At 60.9% G+C, this 25,283-nt stretch carries 21 protein-coding genes; 14 read left to right on the top strand and 7 right to left on the bottom strand.

What is annotated here, in order from left to right; translation table 11 throughout:
* Positions 1-35: 35 nt before the first annotated feature.
* Together pap and M5B98_RS21155 are read left to right on the top strand one after the other, a co-directional pair.
* Entirely contained in the window at positions 36-1,550 is a 1,515-nt protein-coding gene (pap, locus tag M5B98_RS21160; protein ID WP_248743865.1) for a polyphosphate:AMP phosphotransferase, read from the top strand.
* Between the two features lie 101 nt (positions 1,551-1,651).
* Complete coding sequence (locus tag M5B98_RS21155; protein ID WP_248743864.1) at positions 1,652-2,836, top strand: thiolase family protein; 1,185 nt, start codon at positions 1,652-1,654, stop codon at positions 2,834-2,836.
* On the opposite strand, the gene M5B98_RS21150 is transcribed toward M5B98_RS21155, so the two are convergent.
* On the bottom strand, positions 2,833-3,033 hold the full coding sequence (locus tag M5B98_RS21150; protein WP_114884682.1) for a DUF6316 family protein: 201 nt from the start codon (positions 3,031-3,033) through the stop codon (positions 2,833-2,835). The genes M5B98_RS21155 and M5B98_RS21150 overlap by 4 nt on opposite strands.
* Positions 3,034-3,243: 210 nt before the next feature.
* On the opposite strand from M5B98_RS21150, the gene M5B98_RS21145 reads away from it, so the two are divergent.
* Entirely contained in the window at positions 3,244-4,203 is a 960-nt protein-coding gene (locus tag M5B98_RS21145) for a DMT family transporter (protein ID WP_248743863.1), read from the top strand.
* A 36-nt stretch (positions 4,204-4,239) separates the two neighbouring features.
* Here M5B98_RS21145 and M5B98_RS21140 read toward each other — a convergent pair whose 3' ends face one another.
* Positions 4,240-5,634 (bottom strand): class II fumarate hydratase, encoded by a 1,395-nt coding sequence (locus tag M5B98_RS21140; protein WP_248743862.1) that lies wholly within the window; start codon positions 5,632-5,634, stop codon positions 4,240-4,242.
* Positions 5,635-5,827: 193 nt separating this feature from the next.
* Between M5B98_RS21140 and M5B98_RS21135 the strand changes: the two genes are divergently transcribed.
* From M5B98_RS21135 to M5B98_RS21105, 7 genes are all read left to right on the top strand, one after another.
* Positions 5,828-6,346, top strand: coding sequence for a DUF2059 domain-containing protein (locus tag M5B98_RS21135; RefSeq protein ID WP_085710833.1), 519 nt, complete (start codon positions 5,828-5,830; stop codon positions 6,344-6,346).
* 12 nt (positions 6,347-6,358) lie between these two features.
* On the top strand, positions 6,359-6,658 hold the full coding sequence (locus M5B98_RS21130; protein WP_065257175.1) for a BolA family protein: 300 nt from the start codon (positions 6,359-6,361) through the stop codon (positions 6,656-6,658).
* Between the two features lie 117 nt (positions 6,659-6,775).
* The gene (locus tag M5B98_RS21125) at positions 6,776-7,717 is read left to right on the top strand and encodes a rhodanese-related sulfurtransferase (protein WP_085710831.1); all 942 of its coding nucleotides are present in this window, start codon (positions 6,776-6,778) and stop codon (positions 7,715-7,717) included.
* 35 nt (positions 7,718-7,752) lie between these two features.
* On the top strand, positions 7,753-8,355 hold the full coding sequence (locus tag M5B98_RS21120; protein ID WP_248740260.1) for a DsbA family protein: 603 nt from the start codon (positions 7,753-7,755) through the stop codon (positions 8,353-8,355).
* The gene (locus M5B98_RS21115) at positions 8,348-10,165 is read left to right on the top strand and encodes an ABC transporter ATP-binding protein (RefSeq protein WP_248743861.1); all 1,818 of its coding nucleotides are present in this window, start codon (positions 8,348-8,350) and stop codon (positions 10,163-10,165) included. Before M5B98_RS21120 ends, M5B98_RS21115 begins: the two co-directional genes overlap by 8 nt.
* 241 nt (positions 10,166-10,406) lie before the next feature.
* Complete coding sequence (locus tag M5B98_RS21110) at positions 10,407-12,869, top strand: EAL domain-containing protein (RefSeq protein ID WP_248743860.1); 2,463 nt, start codon at positions 10,407-10,409, stop codon at positions 12,867-12,869.
* Positions 12,870-12,948: 79 nt separating this feature from the next.
* Complete coding sequence (locus M5B98_RS21105; protein ID WP_263860009.1) at positions 12,949-13,710, top strand: iron-containing redox enzyme family protein; 762 nt, start codon at positions 12,949-12,951, stop codon at positions 13,708-13,710.
* 64 nt (positions 13,711-13,774) lie between these two features.
* Here the strand turns inward: M5B98_RS21105 and M5B98_RS21100 are convergent, their stop codons facing one another.
* The 5 genes from M5B98_RS21100 to M5B98_RS21080 all read right to left on the bottom strand — a co-directional run bounded on the left by M5B98_RS21100 (position 13,775) and on the right by M5B98_RS21080 (position 18,639).
* Positions 13,775-14,701: a GGDEF domain-containing protein gene (locus M5B98_RS21100; RefSeq protein WP_114884671.1), complete on the bottom strand. Its 927-nt coding sequence runs from the start codon at positions 14,699-14,701 to the stop codon at positions 13,775-13,777.
* Positions 14,702-15,064: 363 nt separating this feature from the next.
* Positions 15,065-15,805, bottom strand: coding sequence for a YciK family oxidoreductase (locus M5B98_RS21095; protein ID WP_003226924.1), 741 nt, complete (start codon positions 15,803-15,805; stop codon positions 15,065-15,067).
* A 67-nt stretch (positions 15,806-15,872) separates the two neighbouring features.
* On the bottom strand, positions 15,873-16,544 hold the full coding sequence (mupP, locus tag M5B98_RS21090) for an N-acetylmuramic acid 6-phosphate phosphatase MupP (RefSeq protein WP_114884669.1): 672 nt from the start codon (positions 16,542-16,544) through the stop codon (positions 15,873-15,875).
* A gap of 4 nt (positions 16,545-16,548) precedes the next feature.
* The gene (gene ubiG, locus M5B98_RS21085) at positions 16,549-17,247 is read right to left on the bottom strand and encodes a bifunctional 2-polyprenyl-6-hydroxyphenol methylase/3-demethylubiquinol 3-O-methyltransferase UbiG (protein ID WP_007950906.1); all 699 of its coding nucleotides are present in this window, start codon (positions 17,245-17,247) and stop codon (positions 16,549-16,551) included.
* A gap of 57 nt (positions 17,248-17,304) precedes the next feature.
* Complete coding sequence (locus M5B98_RS21080; protein ID WP_248743858.1) at positions 17,305-18,639, bottom strand: TRZ/ATZ family hydrolase; 1,335 nt, start codon at positions 18,637-18,639, stop codon at positions 17,305-17,307.
* Between the two features lie 108 nt (positions 18,640-18,747).
* Between M5B98_RS21080 and mtnA the strand changes: the two genes are divergently transcribed.
* The 4 genes from mtnA to pheA all read left to right on the top strand — a co-directional run bounded on the left by mtnA (position 18,748) and on the right by pheA (position 25,276).
* Positions 18,748-19,824 carry an S-methyl-5-thioribose-1-phosphate isomerase gene (gene mtnA / locus M5B98_RS21075; RefSeq protein WP_248743857.1) on the top strand — a complete coding sequence of 359 codons (1,077 nt, stop codon included), beginning with the start codon at positions 18,748-18,750 and terminating at the stop codon, positions 19,822-19,824.
* Between the two features lie 424 nt (positions 19,825-20,248).
* On the top strand, positions 20,249-23,032 hold the full coding sequence (gene gyrA, locus M5B98_RS21070; RefSeq protein WP_114884663.1) for a DNA gyrase subunit A: 2,784 nt from the start codon (positions 20,249-20,251) through the stop codon (positions 23,030-23,032).
* A gap of 64 nt (positions 23,033-23,096) precedes the next feature.
* Complete coding sequence (gene serC / locus M5B98_RS21065) at positions 23,097-24,182, top strand: 3-phosphoserine/phosphohydroxythreonine transaminase (RefSeq protein WP_248743856.1); 1,086 nt, start codon at positions 23,097-23,099, stop codon at positions 24,180-24,182.
* Complete coding sequence (pheA, locus tag M5B98_RS21060; RefSeq protein WP_007950913.1) at positions 24,182-25,276, top strand: prephenate dehydratase; 1,095 nt, start codon at positions 24,182-24,184, stop codon at positions 25,274-25,276. The genes serC and pheA overlap by 1 nt, the downstream gene beginning before the upstream one ends.
* Positions 25,277-25,283 lie beyond the last annotated feature (7 nt).

Here is a 25,283-nt window from a genome sequence, read left to right as displayed (position 1 = left end):
GCTAGTCTTGCTGAATCCTGGAAGGAGCCGTCCCTATGTTCGAATCCGCTGAAATCGGTCACGCCATCGACAAAGAAACCTACGACGCCGCCGTACCCGCGCTGCGTGAAGCACTGCTGGAAGTCCAGTTCGAGTTGCAGCAGCAAAAGCGTTTTCCGGTGATCATTTTGATCAACGGCATCGAAGGCGCTGGCAAGGGCGAGACGGTCAAGCTGCTCAACGAGTGGATGGACCCGCGTCTGATCGAAGTGCGTACCTTCGACCAGCAGACCGACGAAGAACTGGCGCGACCACCGGCCTGGCGTTACTGGCGGATGTTGCCGGCCAAGGGGCGGATGGGGATTTTCTTCGGCAACTGGTACAGCCAGATGCTGCAGGGCCGGGTGCACGGTTTGTTCAAGGACCCGCGACTGGATCAGGCCATCGCCGGTGCCGAACGGCTGGAGAAAATGCTGTGCGATGAAGGCGCATTGATCTTCAAGTTCTGGTTCCACCTGTCCAAGAAACAGATGAAGGCGCGCCTCAAGGCGTTGGCTGATGACCCTTTGCACAGCTGGCGGATCAGCCCGCTGGACTGGCAGCAGTCGGAAACCTACGACAAGTTCGTCAAGTACGGCGAGCGCGTGTTGCGCCGCACCAGCCGCGACTACGCACCCTGGCATGTCATCGAAGGGGTGGACGCGCATTACCGCAGCCTGACCGTGGGCAAGATCCTGCTCGAAGGCCTGCAAAATGCGCTGAAACGTCCGGACGTGCATTCGAATGCTGTCAGTGCCCAGCCGTTGGGCACATCGGTGGATCAGTTGAATCTGCTCGACAGCCTGAACCTGAACCAGAACCTGGACAAGAAGGATTACGAAGAGCAACTGATTACCGAGCAGGCGCGACTGTCCGGCCTGATGCGTGACAAGCGCATGCGCCGCCACGCGCTGGTGGCGGTGTTCGAAGGCAACGATGCGGCGGGCAAGGGCGGGGCGATCCGGCGGGTCGCGGCGGCGCTCGATCCGCGTCAGTACAACATCGTGCCGATTGCCGCGCCGACCGAAGAGGAGCGGGCGCAACCGTATCTGTGGCGTTTCTGGCGGCACATTCCGGCCCGAGGCAAGTTCACCGTGTTCGACCGCTCGTGGTACGGCCGGGTGCTGGTGGAGCGGATCGAAGGTTTTTGCAGCACCGCCGACTGGATGCGTGCCTACGGTGAAATCAACGACTTCGAAGAGCAACTCGCCGACGCCGGGGTGATCGTGGTCAAGTTCTGGCTGGCCATCGACAAGGATACGCAAATGGAGCGTTTCCAGGCCCGCGAGGAGATCCCGTTCAAGCGTTTCAAAATCACCGAGGACGACTGGCGCAACCGTGACAAGTGGGACGCCTACCGTGCGGCGGTGGGGGACATGGTCGATCGCACCAGCACCGAAATCTCGCCGTGGACACTGGTCGAGGCCAATGACAAGCGCTGGGCCCGGGTCAAGGTGCTGCGCACGATCAATCGCGCACTGGAAGAGGTCTTCGAGAAATCCGACAAGAAGGAAAAGAAGCACAAGGACTGACCGATGGGCACGCATACGCGAGGTGAATGATTGTCGCGGTCGGCGATGGGGTGGACTTATGCTCGGTTCACTCTCAACCGACTACAACAATGAGGTATGCCATGCGTGAAGTGGTGATCGTCGACAGCGTGCGGACCGGCCTGGCCAAGTCCTTTCGCGGCAAGTTCAACCAGACCCGCCCCGATGACATGGCGGCCCATTGCGTGAACGCGTTGCTGTCGCGCAACGACGTCGACCCGGCCAGCGTCGAGGACTGCATCGTCGGTGCCGGCTCCAACGAAGGCGCCCAGGGCTACAACATCGGCCGCAACGTGGCGGTGCTCTCGCGACTGGGCACCGGTACGGCGGGCATGACCCTCAACCGTTTCTGCTCTTCGGGTCTGCAGGCGATTGCGATTGCCGCCAACCAGATCGCTTCGGGTTGCAGCGACATCATTGTTGCCGGCGGTGTCGAATCGATCAGCCTGACCCTGAAAAGCGTCAACACCGATCACCTGATCAATCCGTTGCTCAAACAGCAGACCCCGGGCATCTACTACACCATGGGTCAGACCGCCGAAGTGGTGGCGCGTCGTTATGGCGTCAGCCGCGAGGCTCAGGATCGCTACTCGCTGCAAAGTCAGATCCGCACCGCTCAGGCGCAGGCCGCCGGTCTGTTCAATGACGAAATCGTGCCGATGGCGGTGAAATACCGGGTCGAGGACAAGAACAGCGGAGAAGTGCAGATCCTCGACGGCATCGTCGATCGCGATGACTGCAATCGCCCGGATACCACCTATGAAAGCCTTGCCGGACTGAAACCGGTGTTCGCCGAGGATGGTTCGGTAACGGCAGGCAACTCGTCGCAGTTGTCCGACGGCGCCTCGATGACCCTGGTGATGAGCCTGGAAAAAGCCCTGCAACTGGGGCTCAAGCCAAAGGCGTTTTTCCGTGGTTTCACCGTGGCTGGTTGCGAGCCGGACGAAATGGGCATCGGCCCGGTGTTCTCGGTGCCGAAGCTGCTCAAGGCCAAAGGTTTGCAGGTTGCGGACATCGATCTGTGGGAATTGAACGAAGCGTTCGCCTCGCAATGCCTGTACGCCCGTGATCGGCTGGAAATCGACAACGAGAAGTACAACGTTAACGGTGGCTCGATTTCCATCGGCCACCCGTTCGGCATGACCGGATCGCGGCAGGTCGGGCATCTGGTGCGCGAATTGCAACGACGCAATCTGCGCTACGGCATCGTGACCATGTGCGTGGGCGGCGGGATGGGCGCGACCGGTTTGTTTGAAGCGGTGCGCTAAGTCCGGTTGCCGGAATCCAGCAATTGCATCCGCGCGATGTACGCGCGGATTTCCTGCTCGGCTTTCTCGGGGCTGTCGAACGGCCCTTCGAGGGTGTTCTCCCGGGTACTGAAAAACAGTTCGCCGTTGACCCGGCACACCCGGTCACTGCGAAAGTGCGTGGCGGGGGCGGTGTCCTGGGCGCGCATTCCGAACATGATCGATCTCCTTGAGCGCTGCGCTGAATGGGATCCAAAGAGCTTATGCCTGAACCACTTGCAGCGCTTCGCCAGTCGATCAACGGCAGCGCGTCAATTTAATGCTGCGACCTGCACAGTTTCATTTGCGGCTTGAGCGCAACTGTCCCTGTGTCGCGCTTGCCGCTGCGCCTAGAATGAGCGCTCCTGTCATTGGCTTTCGGGGTTCTCATGCACGTTTCATCGGGTCGTTGGGTGTACGGCATGTTCCTGGCCTTGTTGACCGCGTTCTTGTGGGGAATCCTGCCGATCAAGCTCAAACAGGTGCTGCAGGTGATGGACCCGATCACGGTGACCTGGTTTCGCCTGACGGTGTCCGGCGGCTGCCTGTTCATTTATCTGGCGGCCACAAAGCGTTTGCCGAATCGCAAGGTGCTCGGGCCGAAGGGCGGCTGGCTGGTGCTGATGGCGGTGCTCGGTCTGGTGGGCAACTACGTGCTGTACCTGATGGGCCTGAACCTGCTCAGCCCCGGCACTGCGCAACTGGTGGTGCAGATGGGGCCGATCATGTTGCTGATCGCCAGTCTGTTCGTGTTCAAGGAACGCTTCAGTATTGGTCAGGGCATGGGGTTGGCGGTGTTGCTGATTGGCTTCGCGCTGTTTTTCAATCAGCGTCTGGCGGAGTTGCTCACGTCTTTATCTGATTACACCGCCGGCGTGTTGCTGGTGTTGCTGGCGTCGACCGTCTGGACCTTTTATGCGCTGGGCCAGAAGCAATTGCTGACCGTCTGGAATTCGCTGCAGGTGATGATGGTGATCTACCTGTTCTGCGCCTTGCTGCTGACACCTTGGGTGCATCCGCTGGAAGCGCTGGAGTTGAGCCCGTTGCAGGGCTGGCTGCTGCTGGCGTGCTGCATGAACACCCTGATCGCCTATGGCGCGTTTGCCGAAGCACTGGCGCATTGGGAGGCCTCGCGGGTCAGCGCGACGCTTGCGATCACACCGCTGGTGACCTTCGGTGCCGTGGCGATAGCCGCATGGACCTGGCCGGAATACGTGCACGCCGAGCAGATCAACGGTCTGGGTTATGGCGGGGCGGTGCTGGTGGTGCTGGGTTCGGCGCTGGTGGCACTGGGGCCTTCGTTGATTGCCGGGCTCAAGGCCCGGCGGGCGAAACTGTTGGTCGGATAACCTTCCCGTGCCGAGCACGGGAAGGATCGGGATGACTCAGCCCTTGGCCCCGGCCTCGATCATGTTTTCCGGGCGCACCCAGGCATCGAAATCTTCATCGGTCAGATAGCCCAGCTCCAGCGCTGCCTCGCGCAGGGTCTTGCCTTCGCTGTAGGCCTTCTTGGCGATTTCCGCCGATTTGTCGTAGCCGATGTGCGGGTTCAGCGCCGTCACCAGCATCAGACCGCGCTCCAGATGTTTCGCCATGACTTCGGCATCCGGCTCAAGCCCGGCGATGCAGTGCTGCTGGAAGTTGCTGCAGCCATCGGCCAGCAGGCGGATCGATTGCAGCAGGTTGTGGATGATCACCGGTTTGAATACGTTCAACTGCAAGTGACCCTGACTGGCGGCGAAACCGATCGCCACGTCGTTGCCCAGCACCTGGCAGGCCAGCATCGACAGCGCCTCGCACTGAGTCGGATTGACCTTGCCGGGCATGATCGAACTGCCCGGCTCGTTGGCCGGCAATTTCACTTCGGCAAAACCTGCGCGAGGGCCTGAGCCCAGCAAGCGCAGGTCGTTGGCGATTTTCATCAGCGCCACGGCGAGGGTTTTCAGGGCACCGGACAGCGTGGTCAGTGGTTCATGGCCGGCGAGGGCGGCGAACTTGTTCGGGGCGGTGACGAACGGCAGACCGGAAAGTGCAGCCAGCTCGGCGGCAATCGCTTCGCCGAAACCGTGGGGCGAATTGAGCCCGGTGCCGACGGCGGTGCCACCCTGGGCCAGTTCGCACACCGCTGGCAATGCGGCGCGGATCGCCCGTTCGGCGTAATCCAGCTGCGCTATGAAACCGGAGAGTTCCTGGCCGAATGTGATCGGCGTGGCATCCATCATGTGGGTGCGACCGGTCTTCACCAGCTTCATGTGCCGCGCCGACAGCTCGGCCAGTCCACCCGACAGCTCGGCAATGGCCGGCAGCAGTTGGGTCTGCACTGCTTGCGCAGTGGCGATGCTCATGGCGGTGGGGAAGCAGTCGTTGGAGCTCTGCGAGCGGTTGACGTGATCGTTCGGGTGCACCGGCGTCTTGCCGCCGCGGGGGTTGCCGGCCAGTTCGTTGGCGCGACCGGCAATCACTTCGTTGGCGTTCATGTTGCTCTGGGTGCCGCTGCCGGTCTGCCAGACCACCAGCGGGAACTGGTCGTCATGCTGGCCGTCGAGCACTTCGTCGGCGGCCTGTTCGATCAGGCGGGCGATGTCGGCAGGCAGGTCGCCGTTGCGGTCGTTGACCCGGGCCGCGGCTTTCTTGATCAGGGCCAGGGCGTGCAGGACCGGCAAGGGCATGCGTTCCTGGCCGATGGCGAAGTTGATCAGCGAGCGTTGCGTCTGAGCGCCCCAGTAAGCGTCGTCCGGGACTTCGATCTGGCCCAGGCTGTCGGTTTCGATACGGCTCATCGTGCACACTCCTGTTGGTCTGTTTGCGCAGTTTAGGCCGGTGTCGGCCCGGGTGGTTCCCTCCATTCGATTGTTGACCGGCAAATCCCCGCCAATCAAGCACGGCAAGGCCCGGGGGTTGAGCCGCAGCGTTATTCAGGCGCAGAATGGTCGCCCTTGGGGTTTTACCTCGCCTAGCTGAAAAGGAAACTCGATGACTCGTCTTCGTGCCATCTGCACCGCGGTTGCCCTGGTTTGCGCCAGCGGCCAGGTGCTTGCCGATACCGCCAGCCACAACGCCAGTGCCGAAGCTTTCCTGACCCTGGCGCACGCTGACAAGCTGGGCACTCCGGTGTACATGCAAGTGCAGCAGATGTTCGCCCAGCGTTTTGAACAGACCAAGGCTCCGGAATCCAAGAAAGCCGTACTGGATACCTACCAGGCCAAGGCCAACGCCGCTCTGGACCAGGCCATCGGCTGGAACAAGCTGAAACCGGACATGGTCAAGCTCTACACCAGCAACTTCAGCGAACAGGAGCTCAAAGACCTGGTCGCGTTCTACCAGTCGCCACTGGGCAAGAAAGTCCTGGAAAAAATGCCGCAGCTGACCCAGCAATCGGCCCAGATGACCCAGGCCAAACTGGAACCTGCCGTTCCTGTGGTCAACAAGCTGCTGGACGACATGACCAACGAGCTGGCACCGAAAGGCGCGGCTCCGGCCAAGAAGAAGTAAGCGGAGTTCGTGATGACCATGCAACAACGCATCGAATCGACGCTGGCGCTGCTTCAGCCTGAGCATCTGCAAGTGCTGGACGAAAGCCACATGCACAGTCGCGGGTTGCAGACCCACTTCAAGGCAGTGGTGGTCAGCGCGCAGTTCGAAGGCCTGAACCGGGTCAAGCGCCACCAGAAAGTCTACGGCACGCTCGGCGAGCTGATGGGCGAGTTCCATGCGTTGGCGCTGCACACCTACACCCCGCAGGAATGGGCAGAAGTGGGCGCCGCTCCGGCGTCGCCGACCTGTGCCGGCGGCAGCAAGCATTGAGCCTTGCAGCAATGAACTGAGGTTTTTTGCTAGAATCCGCAACGCGCCGCTCACCCGGCGCGTTTTTTTTCGCATCCGGTTCACCCTTTACGAGGGTAGCCACCTGGAGAAATACCCATGACACAACCGATTGTCGTGGCGGCACTGTACAAGTTCGTCACCCTCGAAGATTACGTCAACCTGCGCGAGCCCCTGCTGCAAGCGATGGTCGACAACGGCATCAAAGGCACCCTGTTGATCGCCGAAGAAGGCATCAACGGCACGGTTTCCGGCAGCCGTGAAGGCATCGACGGCCTGCTGGCCTGGCTGCGCAACGATCCACGCATGGTCGACATCGATCACAAGGAATCGTACTGCGACGAGCAGCCGTTCTACCGCACCAAGGTCAAGCTCAAGAAAGAGATCGTGACCCTGGGCGTCGAAGGCGTCGACCCGAACAAGAAGGTCGGCACCTACGTCGAGCCGCAGGACTGGAACGCGCTGATCAGCGATCCGGAAGTGCTGCTGATCGACACCCGCAACGATTACGAAGTATCGATCGGCACCTTCGAAGGCGCCATCGATCCGAAAACCACCAGTTTTCGCGAATTCCCCGACTACATCAAAGAACACTTCGACCCGGCCGTGCACAAGAAGGTCGCGATGTTCTGCACCGGTGGCATCCGCTGCGAAAAAGCCTCGAGCTACATGCTCGGCGAAGGCTTCGAAGAGGTCTACCACCTCAAGGGCGGCATTCTGAAGTACCTCGAAGAGGTGCCGCAGGAAGAGACCAAATGGCAGGGCGACTGCTTCGTCTTCGACAACCGCGTGACCGTGCGCCATGACCTGAGCGAAGGGGACTACGATCAGTGTCACGCCTGCCGTACACCGGTCAGCGTCGAGGATCGCGCCTCCGAGCATTACGTGGCCGGCATCAGCTGCCCGCACTGCTGGAACAGCCTGAGCGAGAAGACCCGCCGCAGCGCCATCGACCGCCAGAAACAGATCGAACTGGCAAAAGCGCGCAACATGCCGCACCCGATCGGCTACAACTATAAGCAAGCATCCTCCGAGGCTTAATCATGTCTGCACGCCTGCTCTATGTGATGGATCCGATGTGTTCCTGGTGCTGGGGATTTGCCCCGGTCGCCAAGGCATTGGTGGAGCAGGCGCAGGCTGCCGGGGTGGAACTGCACCTGGTGGTCGGCGGGTTGCGCACCGGCAGTGGTGCGGCACTTGAGCCAACCACCCGGCGCTACATTCTCGAACACTGGCAGGCGGTCACCGAGGCCACCGGCCAGCCGTTCAAGTTCGAAGGCGCATTACCGGACGGTTTTGTCTACGACACCGAGCCTGCCTGCCGGGCCATCGTCACGGCGCGCAGCCTGGCACCGGATTGCGCTTGGAAACTGGTCGGATTGATCCAGCACGCGTTTTACGCTGAAGGTCGCGATGTCACTCAGGCCAGCGTTCTGGTGGAGCTGGCGGAGAAGGCCGGCGTCCCCCGCATCGAATTCGCTGCCCTGTTCGATCGTGCTGACCAGCACGAGGCCACACTGGCCGATTTCAACTGGGTTCAGGATCTCGGTATCGCCGGATTCCCGACCCTGCTCGCCGAACGCAATGGCCAACTGGCGTTGCTGACCAACGGCTACCAGCCGCTCAGTGAACTGTCGCCGTTGCTCGGTCGATGGCTGGAGCGCGCGGCCTGTGTCTGACCCGGCCGATGACACGCCAGCCGTCAAGCGTGTCGACCGGCTGAGCTGGGCTGAAGTCCGGCGACTGGCACTTCATCACAAAAAATCCCTGTGGATCGCCAACGGCGTGGCCGTACTGGCGACGCTGTGCAGCGTGCCGATCCCGTTGCTGCTGCCGTTGCTGGTGGACGAAGTCCTGCTCGGCCACGGCGACGCCGCGCTGAAAGTCATGAACCATGTGCTGCCCTCGATGTGGCAACAGGCGGCGGGCTACATCGGCCTGATGCTGGTGGTGACCCTGACCCTGCGTTGCAGCGCCCTGTGTTTTGGCGTGTTGCAGGCGCGGTTGTTTGCGCGGCTGGCCAAGGACATCGTCTACCGCATTCGCGTGCGCCTGATCGAAAGACTCAAGCGTATTTCCCTCGGCGAATACGAAAGCCTGGGCAGCGGCACGGTCACCACGCACCTGGTCACTGACCTCGACACCCTCGACAAGTTTGTCGGCGAAACCCTCAGCCGTTTTCTGGTGGCGATGCTGACCCTGGTCGGTACCGCCAGCATCCTGATGTGGATGCACTGGAAACTGGCGCTGCTGATCCTGCTGTTCAACCCGCTGGTGATCTACGCCACGGTGCAGTTGGGCAAACGGGTCAAGCATCTGAAGAAGCTGGAGAACGACAGCACCTCGCGCTTTACCCAGGCCTTGAGCGAAACCCTCGATGCAATTCAGGAGGTGCGCGCCGGCAACCGTCAGGGCTTCTTCCTCGGGCGCCTCGGCCTGCGGGCTCAGGAGGTGCGCAACTACGCGGTCAACTCGCAGTGGAAGACCGACGCCTCGAACCGCGCCAGTGGCCTGCTGTTCCAGTTCGGCATCGATATTTTCCGTGCGGCGGCGATGCTCACGGTGTTGTTCTCCGACTTGTCCATCGGTCAGATGCTCGCGGTGTTCAGCTACCTGTGGTTCATGATCGGCCCGGTCGAGCAACTGCTGAACCTGCAATACGCCTATTACGCGGCGGGCGGTGCACTGTCGCGGATCAACGAATTGCTGGCCCGCGCCGACGAGCCGCAATACCCCGGTGGCATCGACCCGTTCAAAGGTCGTGAGACCGTCGGGATTCAGGTGCAGGGTTTGAGCTTCGGTTACGGCGACGAACTGGTGCTGGATCAGTTGAACCTGTCCATCGCACCAGGCGAGAAAGTGGCGATTGTCGGCGCCAGTGGCGGCGGCAAAAGCACCCTCGTGCAATTACTGCTGGGGCTCTACACGCCACTGGCCGGGACCATCCGTTTCGGCGGCTCGACCCAGCAGGAAATCGGTCTGGAAACGGTTCGGGAAAACGTCGCAGTGGTGCTGCAGCATCCGGCGCTGTTCAACGACACCGTGCGCGCCAACCTGACCATGGGCCGTACCCGCAGTGACGAAGCCTGCTGGCAGGCGCTGGAAATCGCCCAGCTCGAACCCGCCATCCGCGCCTTGCCGGACGGCCTGGACAGCATCGTCGGCCGCTCCGGCGTGCGCCTGTCCGGCGGCCAGCGGCAACGGCTGGCGATTGCGCGGATGATCCTCGCCGAACCCAAAGTGGTGATCCTCGACGAAGCCACCTCGGCCCTCGACGCCGCCACCGAATACAACCTGCACCAGGCCATGGCGCGGTTCCTCCATGGCCGCACCACGCTGATCATTGCCCACCGCCTGTCAGCGGTGAAGCAGGCGGACCGGGTGCTGGTGTTCGACGGCGGGCAAGTGGCCGAAGATGGCGACCATCAGCAATTGATTGCCGATGGCGGGTTGTACGCCAAACTTTATGGGCATTTGCAGCGGTTGTAGGACAGCTCCCAAAGGGGCTCAAAACCTCCCTTTTGGCCGTATTGGTCGAACTGGCAGCTGTCTGGTGAGGACAGAAATGCCAATTGCAGTAGAGCGCTTCCAAAAGACCTGGCAGTGGTGCATATGTATCGCTTGCAAAAGCGATGAGGGGGCCGGCTTGCCTAGTGCGTGAAGCCCACCTAGTCTCGGTGTAGCGATTTCGTCCGGACGACGAGCGGGCAGTGCTCATGCAAGGAATCCAATGAAACAAAAGCGGACTCTCGGAACGCCTCGGTTGCTGGGCATCGTCTGGCCATTCATCGCCGTCGTGTTGTTCCAGGCATTGCTGGGAGGCGTGAGTCTTTACGTCCTGTCGGCTGTTCGCGGCTATGTGGCGGGCGAGAGCCTCTGGTCAAAGGGCCAGAAGGACGCGATCTATTACCTCAACCTGTATGCCGACAGCCGTGACGAGGCGATTTACCTCAAATATCAGAATGCGATCGCCGTGCCTCAGGGTGGCCATCAGCTGCGTCTGGCCCTGGACAAGCAACCACCCGACCTGCAGGCGGCCCGCGAGGGCATCCTCAAGGGCGGCAACCACCCGGACGATGTCTCCAGCCTGATCTGGCTGTACCTCAATTTTCGTCACTTCAGTTATCTGGAAACCGCCATCGACCGCTGGACGCTGGGCGACGCCTATCTGGTGGAGCTCGATGACGTGGCGCAGGAGATGCACCGGCGGATCACGGCCAATGCCGCCACCGATGCCGATATCCGGCGCTGGAAGGACCGGATCTTTGCGATCAACGATGGTGTGACACCCGCCGCCAAGGCGTTCAGCGATGCCCTGGGCGAAGGCTCGCGGGTAATCCTGCGTTTGCTGTTGTTCACCAACCTCGCCACGGCGCTGGGCCTGATCGTCCTGGCGCTGTTGCGCACCCGCAAACTGCTCAAACAGCGGCATGCCTTTGCCGAAGCCCTGCAGCTGGAAAAGGACCGGGCCCATATCACCCTGCAATCGATTGGTGACGGGGTGATTACCACGGATGTGAGCGGTGCAATCGAATACATGAACCCGGCGGCCGAGGCCTTGACTCATTGGAAGGCCGAACAGGCTGCCGGTCTGCCGCTGGCGGCGCTGTTCAATTTGCTGGATGACAACGCCCAGACCGAAGGGCTGACCCTGATCGAACACATTCTGAGCGGGCAACTCAGCGGTGGCAGCGAGCATTCCAAGCTGATTCAGCGCCTGGATGGCAGCACGGTATCGGTGACGCTGGTGGGAGCGCCGATCCGCAATGCGGGCAAGGTCAGCGGGACGGTGCTGGTGCTGCATGACATGACCCAGGAGCGGCAATACATTGCCAATCTGTCGTGGCAGGCGACCCATGATGCGTTGACCGGTCTGGCCAACCGCCGCGAGTTCGAATATCGCCTCGAACAGGCGTTACACAACCTGACCCGGCAGCCCGGGCGGCATGCGCTGATGTTTCTTGATCTGGACCAGTTCAAACTGGTCAACGACACCTGCGGGCATGCGGCGGGTGACGAGTTGCTGCGGCATATCTGCGCGTTGCTGCAATCCGGTCTGCGCGAGGGCGACACGCTGGCGCGGCTGGGGGGCGATGAGTTCGGCATCCTGCTGGAGAACTGCGCGCCGGAGGCAGCCGAGAAGATCGCCGAGGGGCTGCGTCAGACGGTGCAGAACCTGCATTTCGTGTGGAAGGGACGGCCATTCCTGACCACTGTCAGCATTGGTCTGGTGCACGTCGCGCAAACCCCGACCACCCTCGAAGCCTCGCTGCGGGCGGCCGACATGGCCTGCTACATGGCCAAGGAAAAGGGCCGCAACCGGGTGCAGGTCTACCATGCCGACGATTCGGAGCTATCCCTGCGTTTCGGCGAGATGGCCTGGGTGCAGCGCCTGCACATGGCCCTGGAGGAAAACCGTTTCTGTCTCTATGCCCAGGAAATTGCTCCGTTGGGTTCGGTTGCCGGCGGTACCGGCGGGCACATCGAAATTCTGCTGCGTCTGCATGACGAAGCGGGGCGGATGATTCTCCCGGACAGCTTCATACCGGCAGCCGAGCGTTACGGTTTGATGACTTCGCTGGATCGCTGGGTTGTGCAGAATGTATTTAAGGTCATTGCTCAATGTATTAACGAAGAGTGCGAACGGCCTCTGGCAATGTGTGCGATTAATCTTTCAGGCATTACTATCGGAGATGACGCGTTCTTGCACTTTCTGCGGGAACAGTTTGATAACTATTCCGTTCCTCCTGAAATGATTTGTTTTGAAATTACAGAAACCAGCGCCATTGCAAATCTTGGCAGTGCCATCCGATTTATTAATGAACTCAAAGGCTTGGGTTGTTATTTCTCGCTGGATGATTTTTGCGCCGGAATGTCTTCATTCGCTTATTTGAAACATTTGCCTGTAGACTTCCTGAAGATCGACGGGAGTTTCGTAAAGGATATGCTGGACGACCCGATTAACCGCGCTATGGTCGAAGTGATCAACCACATCGGGCATGTCATGGGTAAGCAGACAATTGCGGAGTTTGTCGAAACAGCCCAGATCGAGCAGGCATTGCTTGAAATCGGCGTGGATTACGCTCAGGGTTATGTCATCGAACGCCCGCAGTTGTTTACCTGCGACAGTTTGCAAAGTCGGCCCGCCAGACCGCAGCCGCTGTTGTTCAAGGCGCCTGGCACGTTCCGTTGAAGTCTCTTGCCGATCCTTACAATCACAAATCAAAAGGAGCCGAACAGTGATCGACACATTCAACCGAACCGGACCACTCATGGAAGCTGCAAGTTATCCTGCCTGGGCACAACAGTTGATCCAGGATTGCAGCGAGAGCAAACGCCGGGTTGTCGAACATGAACTTTACCTGCGCATGCGTGATAACAAGCTCAGCGCCAAAACCATGCGCCAGTACCTGATCGGGGGCTGGCCCGTTGTTGAGCAATTCGCTTTGTACATGGCGCAGAATCTCACTAAAACCAAATTCGCCCGTCACCCGGGTGAAGACATGGCGCGGCGCTGGTTGATGCGCAACATCCGTGTCGAACTCAACCATGCCGATTACTGGGTGCACTGGAGTCGTGCCCATGGCGTAAGCCTGGAAGACCTGCAAGCCCAGCAAGTACCGCCCGAGCTGCATGCGCTGAGTCATTGGTGCTGGCACACCAGTTCGGCGGATTCGTTGATCGTGGCCATCGCGGCCACCAACTATGCAATCGAGGGCGCGACCGGGGAGTGGTCGGCGCTGGTCTGTTCGACCGGTGTGTACGCCGCCGCTTTCCCTGAAGAAGACCGAAAGCGGGCGATGAAGTGGCTGAAGATGCACGCCCAGTACGATGACGCCCACCCCTGGGAGGCGCTGGAAATCATCTGCACCCTGGCCGGCATGAACCCGAGCCGGGCCTTGCAGACCGAGCTGCGCCAGGCTGTGTGCAAGAGCTACGACTACATGTACCTGTTCCTTGAGCGCTGCATGCAGTTGGAGTTGACAGAGCGGGTGCTGGTCGGGCGCGAGCGACGGGCGCTGGTCGAGAGCTAGTCCGACGACCTCAATGAAAAACGGGAGCCCATGTGCTCCCGTTTTTTATTGGCCTGATAAAGGTTCAGCCGGCCATAGTCAGGCGATTGCGCCCCTCACGTTTGGCCACGTACAACGCGCTGTCGGCGCGACGCAGCAGGCTGTCGGCGGACTCGCCCGGCAGCAGGGTCGAGCAGCCAAGGCTCACGGTCAGTTCGATCAACTGGCCATCGGCGTAATAGTCCTGGGCCTGCGCTGCATACCGCAGGCGTTCGCCGACCATCGCGGCGGCTTCGCGGCTGGTGTTGGACAGCAGAATCAAAAACTCTTCCCCGCCATAACGAAACACCATGTCGACGTTGCGCAACTGGTCCTTGATCGAGGCTGCGACAGCTTTAAGCACTTCATCGCCGGCCGTGTGACCATGAATGTCGTTGACCTGCTTGAAGTGATCAATGTCCAGCATCAGCAGTGACAGCGGTTGCAGGTGGCGACGGGACATCTCGATTTCCCGCTGCAGGGTCTGCTCCATGGCGATACGGTTGCCGGCGCCGGTCAATGGATCGCGCAAGGCCGTCTGCGTCGCAACGCGGTAGAGCAGCGCGTTGCGCATCGGGTACAGCAGGGACGACAGGAGTGATTCCAGATTGCCCAGTTCCTGCTCGCTGAAGCGCTGGTTGCGGCGGAACACCAGCTCGCCCATGTGCTCGCCGTCGTGGCTGAGGCTGTAGCTGGCCGAGTGATGACCGCGGGCACCGAACTCCAGGCGCAAGTCACTGCCACTGTGCACATAGCTCAAGGCGTCGAGCGGTACCAGGCGCTGAACTTCGCGGAAGAACAGACCCAGGATGCGTTGAGGCTCAAGGCTGGTTTGCAGTTGCAGGCTCATTTGCTGGCGCAATTGCGCCAGGCTGACAGGTCGCTGCAGCAGCGGAGGCAGCTGACCAAAGCCCAGGCGTTGCAATTTGGCACTGTCGAAGTCAATTGCAGTGGTCTGGGAGGGTGATTTCATATGGCGTGAGCCCCTAAGCAGTAAGTCTGTCTTACAGGCTGGGTGAGAGCGGCTATGGGCTGCGCGTCATACTGATCCATCAGTCCCGTAGGACATTTGGCACAAGTTTAGTCTGCCCGATGACGATTAGTCAGCTATCGAAATCAGGCCTTGCCCGACTGCCTTCACTCGGCGTGCTTTGAGGGAATGTAGAGCGAAAGTCGTGCCACTCAGTTCAGGTTTAATTAAAACCTTTGTGAATCAAAGAGTTGAATTTATAGAGTGGAATGGAGTGGTGGTAATTTGACTGAAACGGGCCTGCGCAAAGCGGCAAATGTATGCCGCGACGGGAATCCGCCGCGGCAACAAAAGCGACGTATGGCATTACTGGGCGTTGAATGCCTGGCCGTTGATGCCTGTGCTGTCCGGACCCATCAGGTACAGATAGACCGGCATGATCTCTTCCGGCGTCGGGTTGTTCAGCGGGTTTTCCCCCGGATACGCCTGGGCGCGCATGCTGGTGCGGGTGCCGCCCGGGTTGATGCTGTTGGAGCGTACCGGTGCCACGCCGTCGACTTCGTCGGCCAGAGTCTGCATCAGGCCTTCAGTGGCGAACTTCGACACACCATAGGCGCCCCAGTAAGCACGGCCCTTGCGCCCGACGCTGCTGGAGGTGAATACCACCGAGGCGTCCTGCGACAGTTTGAGCAGCGGCAGCAGGGTGCTGGTCAGCATGAACATCGCATTGACGTTGACCTGCATGACGCGCATGAAATTTTCACCGGACAACTGCTCGATCGGCGTGCGCGGGCCAATGATCGAGGCGTTGTGCAGCAGGCCGTCGAGGTGGCCGAACTCGGTTTCGATCATCGCTGCCAGCTCATCGTATTGATGGGGCAGGGCGGTTTCCAGATTGAACGGAATCACGGCAGGCTGCGGATGCCCGGCCGCTTCGATCTCGTCGTAGACCTGGGTCAGGTTGGCTTCGGTCTTGCCCAGCAGCAGCACGGTTGCACCGTGGGCCGCGTAGGTCTTGGCGGCGGCCGCACCGATGCCACGACCGGCACCGGTGACCAGAATGACCCGATCCTTGAGCAATTCGGGGCGAGCGGTGTAATCAAACATAAAAAACCTCTAATCCATTAACTTCTGATCGTTCCCACGACCGGCATGGGAATCGAGCGGGCACGAATCAGCAACTGCACAGCGCGTTATCGATCACCTTGCGTAACTCCTGCGGATGATCCACCACCACGTCCGCGCCCCAGTGTCGCGGGTTGTCGTCCGGGTGAATGTAGCCATAGGTCACGGCGGCAGTCTTGGTGCCGGCGTCACGGCCGGATTCGATATCGCGCAGATCATCGCCCACAAACAGAACGGTCGACGGATCCAGATCAAGCATCTTGCAGGCAAGCTCAAGCATCTCGGGATCCGGTTTGCTGTTCTTCACATGATCCGGGCAGATCAGCAAGGCCGAACGCTCGGCCAGCCCCAGTTGCTGCATGATCGGCTCGGCGAAGCGCAGCGGCTTGTTGGTGACCACGCCCCAGACCAGATTGGCTTTCTCGATGTCGGCCAGCAGCTCGCCCATGCCATCGAACAACTTGCTGTGCACGGCACAGCCCGCCAGATAACGCTCAAGGAACTCCAGGCGCAATTCCTCGAAGCCCGGCGACTCCGGGTCCATCGAGAACGTCACCGCGACCATGGCCTTGGCGCCGCCGGAAATTTCGTCGCGGATATGCTTGTCGTTCATCGGCGGCAAACCGCGATCCGCGCGCATCGCCTGGCAAATCGCGATGAAATCCGGCGCGGTGTCGAGCAGGGTGCCGTCCATGTCGAAAAGGACTGCTCTGATGGCCATCGGCTTATTCCTCGCGCAGGGTCTGGATCATGTAGTTGACGTCAACGTCCGCCGCCAGCTTGTAGTGCTTGGTCAGCGGGTTGTAGGTCAGGCCGATGATGTCCTTGACGGTGAGACCGGCCATGCGGCTCCAGGCGCCGAGCTCGGACGGGCGGATGAATTTCTTGAAGTCGTGGGTGCCGCGCGGCAGCAGCTTCATGATGTATTCGGCGCCGACGATGGCGAACAGGTAAGCCTTCGGGTTGCGGTTGATGGTGGAGAAGAACACCTGGCCGCCGGGCTTGACCATGCGGAAGCAGGCGCGGATCACCGAGGATGGATCCGGTACGTGTTCGAGCATTTCCAGGCAGGTGACGACGTCGAACTGCTCGGGCATTTCTTCCGCCAGGGCTTCGGCGGTGATCTGGCGGTATTCGACGTTCACGCCGGATTCCAGCTGATGCAGTTGTGCGACCGCCAGCGGCGCTTCGCCCATGTCGATGCCGGTCACGGTCGCGCCGCGCTGGGCCATTGCTTCGCTGAGGATGCCGCCGCCGCAACCGACGTCGAGGACTTTCTTGCCGGCCAGGTTGACGCGCTCGTCAATCCAGTTGACCCGCAGCGGGTTGATGTCGTGCAGTGGTTTGAACTCGCTTTCGCGGTCCCACCAGCGATGGGCCAGTGCTTCGAATTTGGCGATTTCGGCGTGGTCGACGTTGCTCATGATTCAATCCTCTAAAACTTGAAAAAGGCTGTAGCCCCGGAGTTTGCCCCGGGGTGTTTACGATTCGGTGTGGCCGCTGATGCGTCGGCCCCAGGCCCGGGCGGTTTCGCCGAGCTGTTGTTCGTCCAGGCGCGTCAGGCGCCGGTCGTCGAGCAGCTGCTTGCCGGCGACCCACAGATGTTTCACGCAGTCCCGGCCGGTGGCGTAAATAAGTTGCGAGACCGGGTCATAGACCGGTTGCTGGGCCAGGCCGGACAGGTCGAATGCGACAATGTCCGCAGCCTTGCCGAGTTCCAGGGAGCCGGTCTCGGCTTCGATCCCCAAGGCCCGCGCGCCGTTCAGCGTGGCCATGCGCAGCGCCCGATGGGCGTCCAGCGCGGTGGCCGAGCCGGCGACAGCCTTGGCCAGCAACGCAGCGGTGCGGGTTTCGCCCAACAGGTCCAGATCATTGTTGCTCGCCGCGCCATCGGTACCGACCGCCACGTTGACCCCGGCCTGCCACAGGCGCTCAACGGGGCAGAAGCCGCTGGCCAGTTTCAGGTTCGACTCCGGGCAGTGGATCACGCTGGTGTTGCTTTCTACCAGCAACGCCAGGTCGTCATCGCTGATCTGGGTCATGTGCACGGCCTGGAAGCGCGGGCCGAGCAGGCCCAGTCGGCTGAGGCGGGCCAGCGGACGTTCGCCGCGCTGTTCGACCGCTTGCTGCACTTCGAAGGCGGTCTCGTGGACGTGCATGTGAATCGAGGCGTCCAGCTCTTCGGCGATCACGCGGATTTTTTCCAGGTTCTCATCACCAACGGTGTAGGGTGCATGAGGGCCGAAAGTGATCTTGATGCGCTCGTGGTGCTTCAGGTCGCCGAACAGTTCGACGCCCTGACGAATGGCTTCATCGGCGCTGGCGGCGCCCGGAATCGGGAAATCGAGGATCGGAATGGCGATCTGCGCACGAATTCCGCTGTTGTGCACGCGCTCGCTGGCAACCTTCGGGAAGAAATACATGTCCGAAAAACAGGTGATGCCACCTTTTATCTGCTCGGCGATGGCCAGGTCGGTGCCGTCACGCACGAAATCTTCATCGACCCATTTGCCCTCGGCCGGCCAGATGTGGTTTTCCAGCCAGGTCATCAACGGCAGATCGTCGGCGAGGCCGCGGAACAGAGTCATGGCGGCATGGCCATGAGCATTGATCAGGCCGGGGGCGAGCAGCATGTCCGGCAATTCGCGGACTTCGGCGGCGTTACACTTCAATGCTTCGGCGCGCGGGCCGATGAACACGATGCGACCGTCGCGGATGCCCAGGCCATGCTCCTTGAGCACAACGCCTGCGGGTTCGACGGGTACCAGCCAGGTCGGCAGCAATAATAAGTCGAGCGCAATGGCAGGTTTCGGCATCGAGGGTCGGTTCCAGTGCTTTTGTAAAGGATGGCGAAGTATACCCGAGCGTCTTCGCGGGGGGATCGCTATAATCGGCGGCTTTTGTTCATGAGTGCGGGGTGAGGGATGCGCGATCGACTGTTGGCTGCGGAGAAAGTGAAGGCCATCGATTGGCGTGATGGCGCGCTCCACCTGCTGGATCAGCGCGTTTTGCCGTTCGAGGAAAACTGGATCGCCTACACCAGCGCCGCCGGCGTGGCCGAAGCGATTCGCTCGATGGTGGTGCGCGGTGCGCCGGCCATCGGCATCAGTGCGGCTTATGGCATCGTGTTGGCGGCTCGTGCCCGGATTGCCGAAGGTGGCGACTGGTATGCCGCGCTGGAAGAGGATTTCATGCTGCTGGCCGATTCACGCCCGACGGCGGTCAATCTGTTCTGGGCGTTGAACCGCATGCACGACCGGCTGGATCGCCTGAAGGACAACGCCGATCCGCTGGAAGCGCTCGAAGCAGAGGCCATCGCCATTCATGAAAGCGATCGCGAAGCCAACCTGACCATGGCCCAGCTTGGTGTCGACCTGATCCGCAAGCATCAGGGCAATGCCCAGGCCATTCTGACTCACTGCAATACCGGCGCCCTGGCCACCGGCGGTTTCGGCACGGCGCTCGGGGTGATCCGCGCCGCGTTCATCGAGGGCATGGTCGAGCGCGTCTACGCCGACGAAACCCGGCCGTGGCTGCAAGGCTCGCGCCTGACCGCGTGGGAACTGGCCAACGAAGGCATTCCGGTAACGCTCAATGCCGACTCCGCCGCTGCGCACATCATGAAAACCAAAGGCGTGACCTGGGTCATCGTCGGCGCCGACCGGATCACCGCCAACGGTGACGTGGCGAACAAGATCGGCACCTATCAACTGGCGGTCAACGCCATGCACCACGGCGTGCGCTTCATGGTGGTGGCGCCGAGTTCGACCATCGACATGAATCTGGCCAGCGGTGATGACATCCCGATCGAAGAGCGCGACGGTGCCGAACTGCTGGAAGTCGGCGGCAAGCGTGTCGGGGCGGACGTGGAGGCGTTCAATCCGGTGTTCGACGTGACGCCGGCGGACCTGATCGATGCGATCATCACCGAAAAGGGCATTGTCGAACGACCGGACACCGCGAAAATGGCCCAGCTGATGTGCCGCAAGCGCTTGCATTAAAGGTGTTCTGCACCCACTAAATCGCTATCGCCAGCAGGCTGGTTTCCACAGGTTTTGTGCCCGGCACGGATCTTGTGGTAGCTGGCTTGCCAGCGATGAGGCCCTGAAAGTCAATAAACATCCGCAATTTCGTCTCGAAATTTGCATTCGGAGAAGCTCTGAGCCTCTCTCGTCCCCGTTAAGCCTGTCATCGGTCATCTAACTATGCTCCATGCGCATCTGGGGGATAGGTGCGTGGCGGCTCTTGTGATAACATCCGGCGTTTTCCGAGGCAGTCCCGCGGGGTTGTCTTCACTGCGCAAATCCAGGGTCAACTTGTCGATTTGTCGTAAGTCGGCGCATGGCACTCGGCCTGCATCGACGAGCTTCGTGCGTCCCCTATGGATATGGCGAAGTTTCACCAGAAAAAGGAATCAGGCTTCTCATGGGCGAACTGGCCAAAGAAATCCTCCCGGTCAATATCGAAGACGAGCTGAAACAGTCCTATCTCGATTACGCGATGAGCGTGATCGTCGGCCGTGCACTGCCGGATGCGCGCGATGGCTTGAAGCCCGTGCACCGTCGCGTGCTGTTCGCGATGAGCGAGCTGGGCAACGACTTCAACAAGCCGTACAAGAAATCTGCCCGTGTCGTCGGTGACGTGATCGGTAAGTATCACCCGCACGGTGATACCGCGGTGTACGACACCATCGTTCGTATGGCGCAGCCATTCTCGCTGCGTTATCTGCTGGTGGACGGTCAGGGCAACTTCGGTTCGGTGGACGGCGACAACGCCGCGGCCATGCGATACACCGAAGTGCGCATGACCAAGCTGGCGCACGAGCTGCTGGCCGACCTGCACAAGGAAACCGTGGACTGGGTGCCGAACTACGACGGCACCGAACTGATCCCGGCGGTCATGCCGACCCGCGTGCCGAACCTGCTGGTCAACGGTTCCAGCGGTATCGCCGTGGGCATGGCGACCAACATTCCGCCGCACAACCTCGGTGAAGTCATCGACGGTTGCCTGGCGCTCATCGACAACCCCGAGCTGACCGTCGATGAACTGATGCAATACATCCCCGGTCCGGACTTCCCGACCGCCGCGATCATCAACGGTCGCGCCGGCATCATCGAAGCCTACCGCACCGGCCGTGGCCGCATTTACATGCGCGCCCGCTCGATCATCGAAGACATCGACAAGGTCGGTGGCCGTCAGCAGATCGTCATCACCGAACTGCCTTACCAACTGAACAAGGCGCGTCTGATCGAGAAGATCGCCGAGCTGGTAAAAGAGAAAAAACTCGAAGGCATCACCGAACTGCGCGACGAGTCCGACAAGGACGGTATGCGCGTCGTGATTGAGTTGCGTCGCGGCGAAGTGCCTGAGGTGATCCTCAACAACCTCTACGCCCAGACCCAGCTGCAGTCGGTATTCGGCATCAACATCGTTGCGCTGATCGATGGTCGTCCGCGGATCCTGAACCTCAAGGATCTGCTGGAAGCCTTCGTCCGTCACCGTCGCGAAGTCGTTACCCGTCGCACCGTGTTCGAACTGCGCAAGGCCCGCGAGCGTGGTCACATCCTCGAAGGTCAGGCCGTCGCCCTGTCGAACATCGACCCGGTAATCGCGCTGATCAAGGCCTCGCCGACTCCGTCGGAAGCGAAAGAAGCGCTGGTCAGCACGCCGTGGGAATCCAGTGCGGTGATGACCATGGTCGAGCGCGCCGGTGCCGATTCGTGCCGTCCGGAAAACCTCGACCCGCAATACGGTCTGCGCGACGGCAAGTACTTCCTGTCGCCGGAACAGGCGCAAGCCATTCTGGAACTGCGTCTGCACCGCCTGACCGGCCTGGAACACGAAAAGCTGCTGGCCGAGTATCAAGAGATCCTCAACCAGATCGGCGAGCTGATCCGCATCCTCAACAGCGCCACGCGCCTGATGGAAGTGATCCGCGAAGAGCTGGAAGTGATCCGCGCCGAATACGGCGACGTGCGCCGCACCGAGATTCTCGATGCACGCCTCGACCTGACCCTGGGCGACATGATCCCGGAAGAAGAGCGCGTCGTGACCATCTCCCACGGCGGTTATGCCAAGACCCAGCCGCTGGCTGCGTACCAGGCCCAGCGTCGTGGCGGTAAAGGCAAGTCGGCGACCGGCGTGAAGGATGAGGACTACATCGCTCACCTGCTGGTCGCCAACAGCCACACCACGCTGTTGCTGTTCTCCAGCAAGGGCAAGGTGTACTGGCTCAAGACCTACGAGATTCCGGAAGCGTCCCGCGCCGCCCGTGGTCGTCCGCTGGTCAACCTGCTGCCGCTGGATGACGGTGAATACATCACCACCATGCTGCCGGTCGATCTCGAAGCCATGAAGCGTCAGGCTGATGAAGAAGAAGCCGAAGGCGCCGAGGCAGATGTAGAAGACATCGAAAACAGCAACGAAACCGAAGAAGAGCGCCGCGCGCGCATCAAGGCTGCCGACCGCAAGAAGGCACCGTTCATCTTCATGTCGACCGCCAACGGTACCGTCAAGAAGACCCCGTTGGTGGCCTTCAGCCGTCAGCGCAGCGTCGGTCTGATCGCGCTGGAGCTGGACGAAGGCGACATCCTGATCTCCGCTGCCATCACCGATGGCGAGCAGGAAATCATGCTGTTCTCCGACGGCGGCAAGGTGACTCGCTTCAAGGAATCCGAAGTCCGTGCCATGGGTCGTACCGCTCGCGGTGTGCGTGGCATGCGTCTGCCGGAAGGGCAGAAGCTGATTTCCATGCTGATCCCGGAAGAGGGCAGCCAGATCCTGACGGCTTCCGAGCGTGGCTACGGCAAGCGCACGGCGATTACCGAGTTCCCTGAGTACAAGCGTGGCGGTCAGGGCGTTATCGCCATGGTCAGCAACGAGCGTAACGGCCGTCTGGTCGGCGCGGTTCAGGTGCAGGACGGTGAAGAAATCATGCTGATTTCCGACCAGGGCACGCTGGTGCGTACCCGTGTCGACGAAGTCTCCAGCCTGGGCCGTAACACCCAGGGTGTGACCCTGATCAAACTGGCCAAGGATGAAACCCTGGTCGGTCTGGAGCGGGTCCAGGAGCCGTCGGAAGTCGAGGGTGAAGAGTTTGAAGGTGAAGAAGGTGTCGAGCTGGAAGAAGGCGTGATCGGCGCCGAACCGGACGATGCGGTCGACAACCTGCAGGCGGACGCCGCAGACGAAGAAGAGTCGCAAGACTAACCAAATCGTAGCAGGGCAGAGTGTTTGCTCTGTCCGCTACCGTGATTGCATAGCGAGAGTGGATGTGAGCAAACGAGCCTTTAACTTCTGCGCAGGTCCCGCTGCGCTGCCTGAAGCTGTCCTGTTGCGTGCCCAGTCCGAGATGCTCGACTGGCACGGCAAGGGTCTGTCGGTCATGGAGATGAGCCATCGTAGCGACGACTACGTGGCCATCGCCGAAAAAGCCGAACAGGACCTGCGCGACCTGCTGTCCATCCCCTCCAACTACAAAGTGCTGTTCCTGCAGGGCGGCGCGAGCCAGCAGTTCGCCGAGATCCCGCTGAACCTGTTGCCCGAGAACGGCACTGCCGACTATGTCGAGACCGGCATCTGGTCGAAGAAAGCCATCGAGGAAGCGCGTCGCTTCGGCAACATCAACGTTGCCGCCAGCGCCAAGCCTTATGACTACCTGGCCATTCCTGGTCAGAACGAATGGAAGCTGACCCCGGGTGCGGCCTATCTGCACTATGCGTCCAACGAAACCATCGGCGGCCTGCAGTTTGACTGGGTGCCCGAGGCCGGTGACGTTCCGCTGGTGGTCGACATGTCCTCCGATATCCTCTCGCGCCCGATCGATGTGTCGCAGTACGGCCTGATCTACGCCGGTGCGCAGAAGAACATCGGCCCGAGCGGTCTGGTCGTAGTGATCGTCCGTGAAGACCTGCTGGGCCGTGCCCGCAGTTCGTGCCCGACCATGCTCGACTACAAGATCTCGGCCGACAACGGTTCGATGTACAACACCCCGGCCACCTATTCCTGGTACCTCTCGGGCCTGGTCTTCGAGTGGCTGAAGGAGCAGGGCGGCGTCGCCGCGATGGAGCAGCGCAACAAGGCGAAGAAAGATCGCCTGTACGGCTTCATCGACAACAGCGACTTCTACACCAACCCGATCAGCGTCAATGCCCGCTCCTGGATGAACGTGCCGTTCCGTCTGGCTGACGAGCGTCTGGACAAGGCTTTCCTGGCTGGCGCCGACGCCCGCGGTCTGCTCAACCTCAAGGGCCACCGTTCGGTCGGCGGCATGCGTGCCTCGATCTACAACGCCCTGGGTCTGGATGCGGTTGAAGCGCTGGTTGGCTACATGGCTGAGTTCGAGAAGGAGCATTCCTGATGTCCGAGCAGGAACTCAAGGCGCTGCGCGTTCGCATCGATAACCTTGATGAGAAGATCCTCCAGCTGATCAGTGATCGTGCTCGCTGTGCCGAAGAGGTTGCCCGGGTCAAGATGGCCAGTCTGGCCGAAGGCGAGCAGCCGGTGTTCTATCGTCCCGAGCGTGAGGCGCAGGTCCTCAAGCGCGTGATGGAGCGCAACAAGGGGCCACTGGGCAACGAAGAGATGGCGCGGCTGTTCCGCGAAATCATGTCCTCGTGCCTGGCCCTCGAGAATCCGCTGAAAGTGGCCTATCTCGGTCCGGAAGGCACCTTCACTCAAGCGGCAGCCATGAAGCACTTCGGTCATGCGGTGATCAGCAAGCCGATGGCGGCGATCGATGAAGTGTTCCGTGAAGTGGCGGCCGGTGCGGTGAATTTTGGTGTGGTGCCGGTGGAGAACTCCACCGAAGGCGCGGTCAACCACACCCTCGACAGCTTCCTTGAACACGACATGGTGATTTGCGGCGAGGTCGAGTTGCGAATTCACCATCACCTGCTGGTCGGTGAAAACACCAAGACCGACAGCATCAGCCGCATCTATTCCCACGCTCAGTCGCTGGCCCAGTGCCGCAAGTGGCTGGACGCCCATTATCCGAATGTCGAGCGCGTGGCGGTGTCCAGCAATGCCGAAGCGGCGAAGCGGGTCAAAGGTGAGTGGAACTCGGCGGCGATTGCCGGTGACATGGCGGCCGGGCTGTATGGCCTGACCCGTCTGGCCGAGAAGATCGAGGATCGTCCGGACAACTCCACGCGCTTCCTGATGATCGGTAACCAGGAAGTGCCGCCGACCGGCGATGACAAGACGTCGATCATTGTGTCCATGAGCAACAAGCCCGGCGCGCTCCATGAGCTGCTGGTGCCGTTTCATGACAACGGGATCGACCTGACCCGGATCGAAACCCGTCCGTCGCGCAGTGGTAAATGGACCTACGTGTTCTTCATCGACTTCGTCGGCCATCACCGTGATCCGCTGATCAAAGGTGTACTGGAAAAGATCAGTCAGGAAGCAGTAGCACTCAAGGTGCTGGGTTCCTACCCGAAAGCAGTTCTTTAAGGGGCGG

This window comes from Pseudomonas sp. MWU12-3088, from assembly GCF_023242405.1.
Taxonomy (GTDB): Bacteria; Pseudomonadota; Gammaproteobacteria; order Pseudomonadales; family Pseudomonadaceae; genus Aquipseudomonas; species Aquipseudomonas kribbensis.
The sequence above is the reverse complement of the archived record's forward strand: the minus strand, read 5'-3'. Positions and strand labels throughout refer to the sequence as shown.

What these genes read in the sequence shown, in the direction of transcription:
- pap (WP_248743865.1), top strand. Translation starts at nt 36, where the DNA reads ATGTTCGAATCCGCTGAAATCGGTCACGCCATCGACAAAGAAACCTAC.
- M5B98_RS21155 (WP_248743864.1), top strand. Translation starts at nt 1,652, where the DNA reads ATGCGTGAAGTGGTGATCGTCGACAGCGTGCGGACCGGCCTGGCCAAG.
- M5B98_RS21150 (WP_114884682.1), bottom strand. Translation starts at nt 3,033, where the DNA reads ATGTTCGGAATGCGCGCCCAGGACACCGCCCCCGCCACGCACTTTCGC.
- M5B98_RS21145 (WP_248743863.1), top strand. Translation starts at nt 3,244, where the DNA reads ATGCACGTTTCATCGGGTCGTTGGGTGTACGGCATGTTCCTGGCCTTG.
- M5B98_RS21140 (WP_248743862.1), bottom strand. Translation starts at nt 5,634, where the DNA reads ATGAGCCGTATCGAAACCGACAGCCTGGGCCAGATCGAAGTCCCGGAC.
- M5B98_RS21135 (WP_085710833.1), top strand. Translation starts at nt 5,828, where the DNA reads ATGACTCGTCTTCGTGCCATCTGCACCGCGGTTGCCCTGGTTTGCGCC.
- M5B98_RS21130 (WP_065257175.1), top strand. Translation starts at nt 6,359, where the DNA reads ATGACCATGCAACAACGCATCGAATCGACGCTGGCGCTGCTTCAGCCT.
- M5B98_RS21125 (WP_085710831.1), top strand. Translation starts at nt 6,776, where the DNA reads ATGACACAACCGATTGTCGTGGCGGCACTGTACAAGTTCGTCACCCTC.
- M5B98_RS21120 (WP_248740260.1), top strand. Translation starts at nt 7,753, where the DNA reads ATGTGTTCCTGGTGCTGGGGATTTGCCCCGGTCGCCAAGGCATTGGTG.
- M5B98_RS21110 (WP_248743860.1), top strand. Translation starts at nt 10,407, where the DNA reads ATGAAACAAAAGCGGACTCTCGGAACGCCTCGGTTGCTGGGCATCGTC.
- M5B98_RS21105 (WP_263860009.1), top strand. Translation starts at nt 12,949, where the DNA reads ATGGAAGCTGCAAGTTATCCTGCCTGGGCACAACAGTTGATCCAGGAT.
- M5B98_RS21100 (WP_114884671.1), bottom strand. Translation starts at nt 14,701, where the DNA reads ATGAAATCACCCTCCCAGACCACTGCAATTGACTTCGACAGTGCCAAA.
- M5B98_RS21095 (WP_003226924.1), bottom strand. Translation starts at nt 15,805, where the DNA reads ATGTTTGATTACACCGCTCGCCCCGAATTGCTCAAGGATCGGGTCATT.
- mupP (WP_114884669.1), bottom strand. Translation starts at nt 16,544, where the DNA reads ATGGCCATCAGAGCAGTCCTTTTCGACATGGACGGCACCCTGCTCGAC.
- ubiG (WP_007950906.1), bottom strand. Translation starts at nt 17,247, where the DNA reads ATGAGCAACGTCGACCACGCCGAAATCGCCAAATTCGAAGCACTGGCC.
- M5B98_RS21080 (WP_248743858.1), bottom strand. Translation starts at nt 18,639, where the DNA reads ATGCCGAAACCTGCCATTGCGCTCGACTTATTATTGCTGCCGACCTGG.
- mtnA (WP_248743857.1), top strand. Translation starts at nt 18,748, where the DNA reads ATGCGCGATCGACTGTTGGCTGCGGAGAAAGTGAAGGCCATCGATTGG.
- gyrA (WP_114884663.1), top strand. Translation starts at nt 20,249, where the DNA reads ATGGGCGAACTGGCCAAAGAAATCCTCCCGGTCAATATCGAAGACGAG.
- pheA (WP_007950913.1), top strand. Translation starts at nt 24,182, where the DNA reads ATGTCCGAGCAGGAACTCAAGGCGCTGCGCGTTCGCATCGATAACCTT.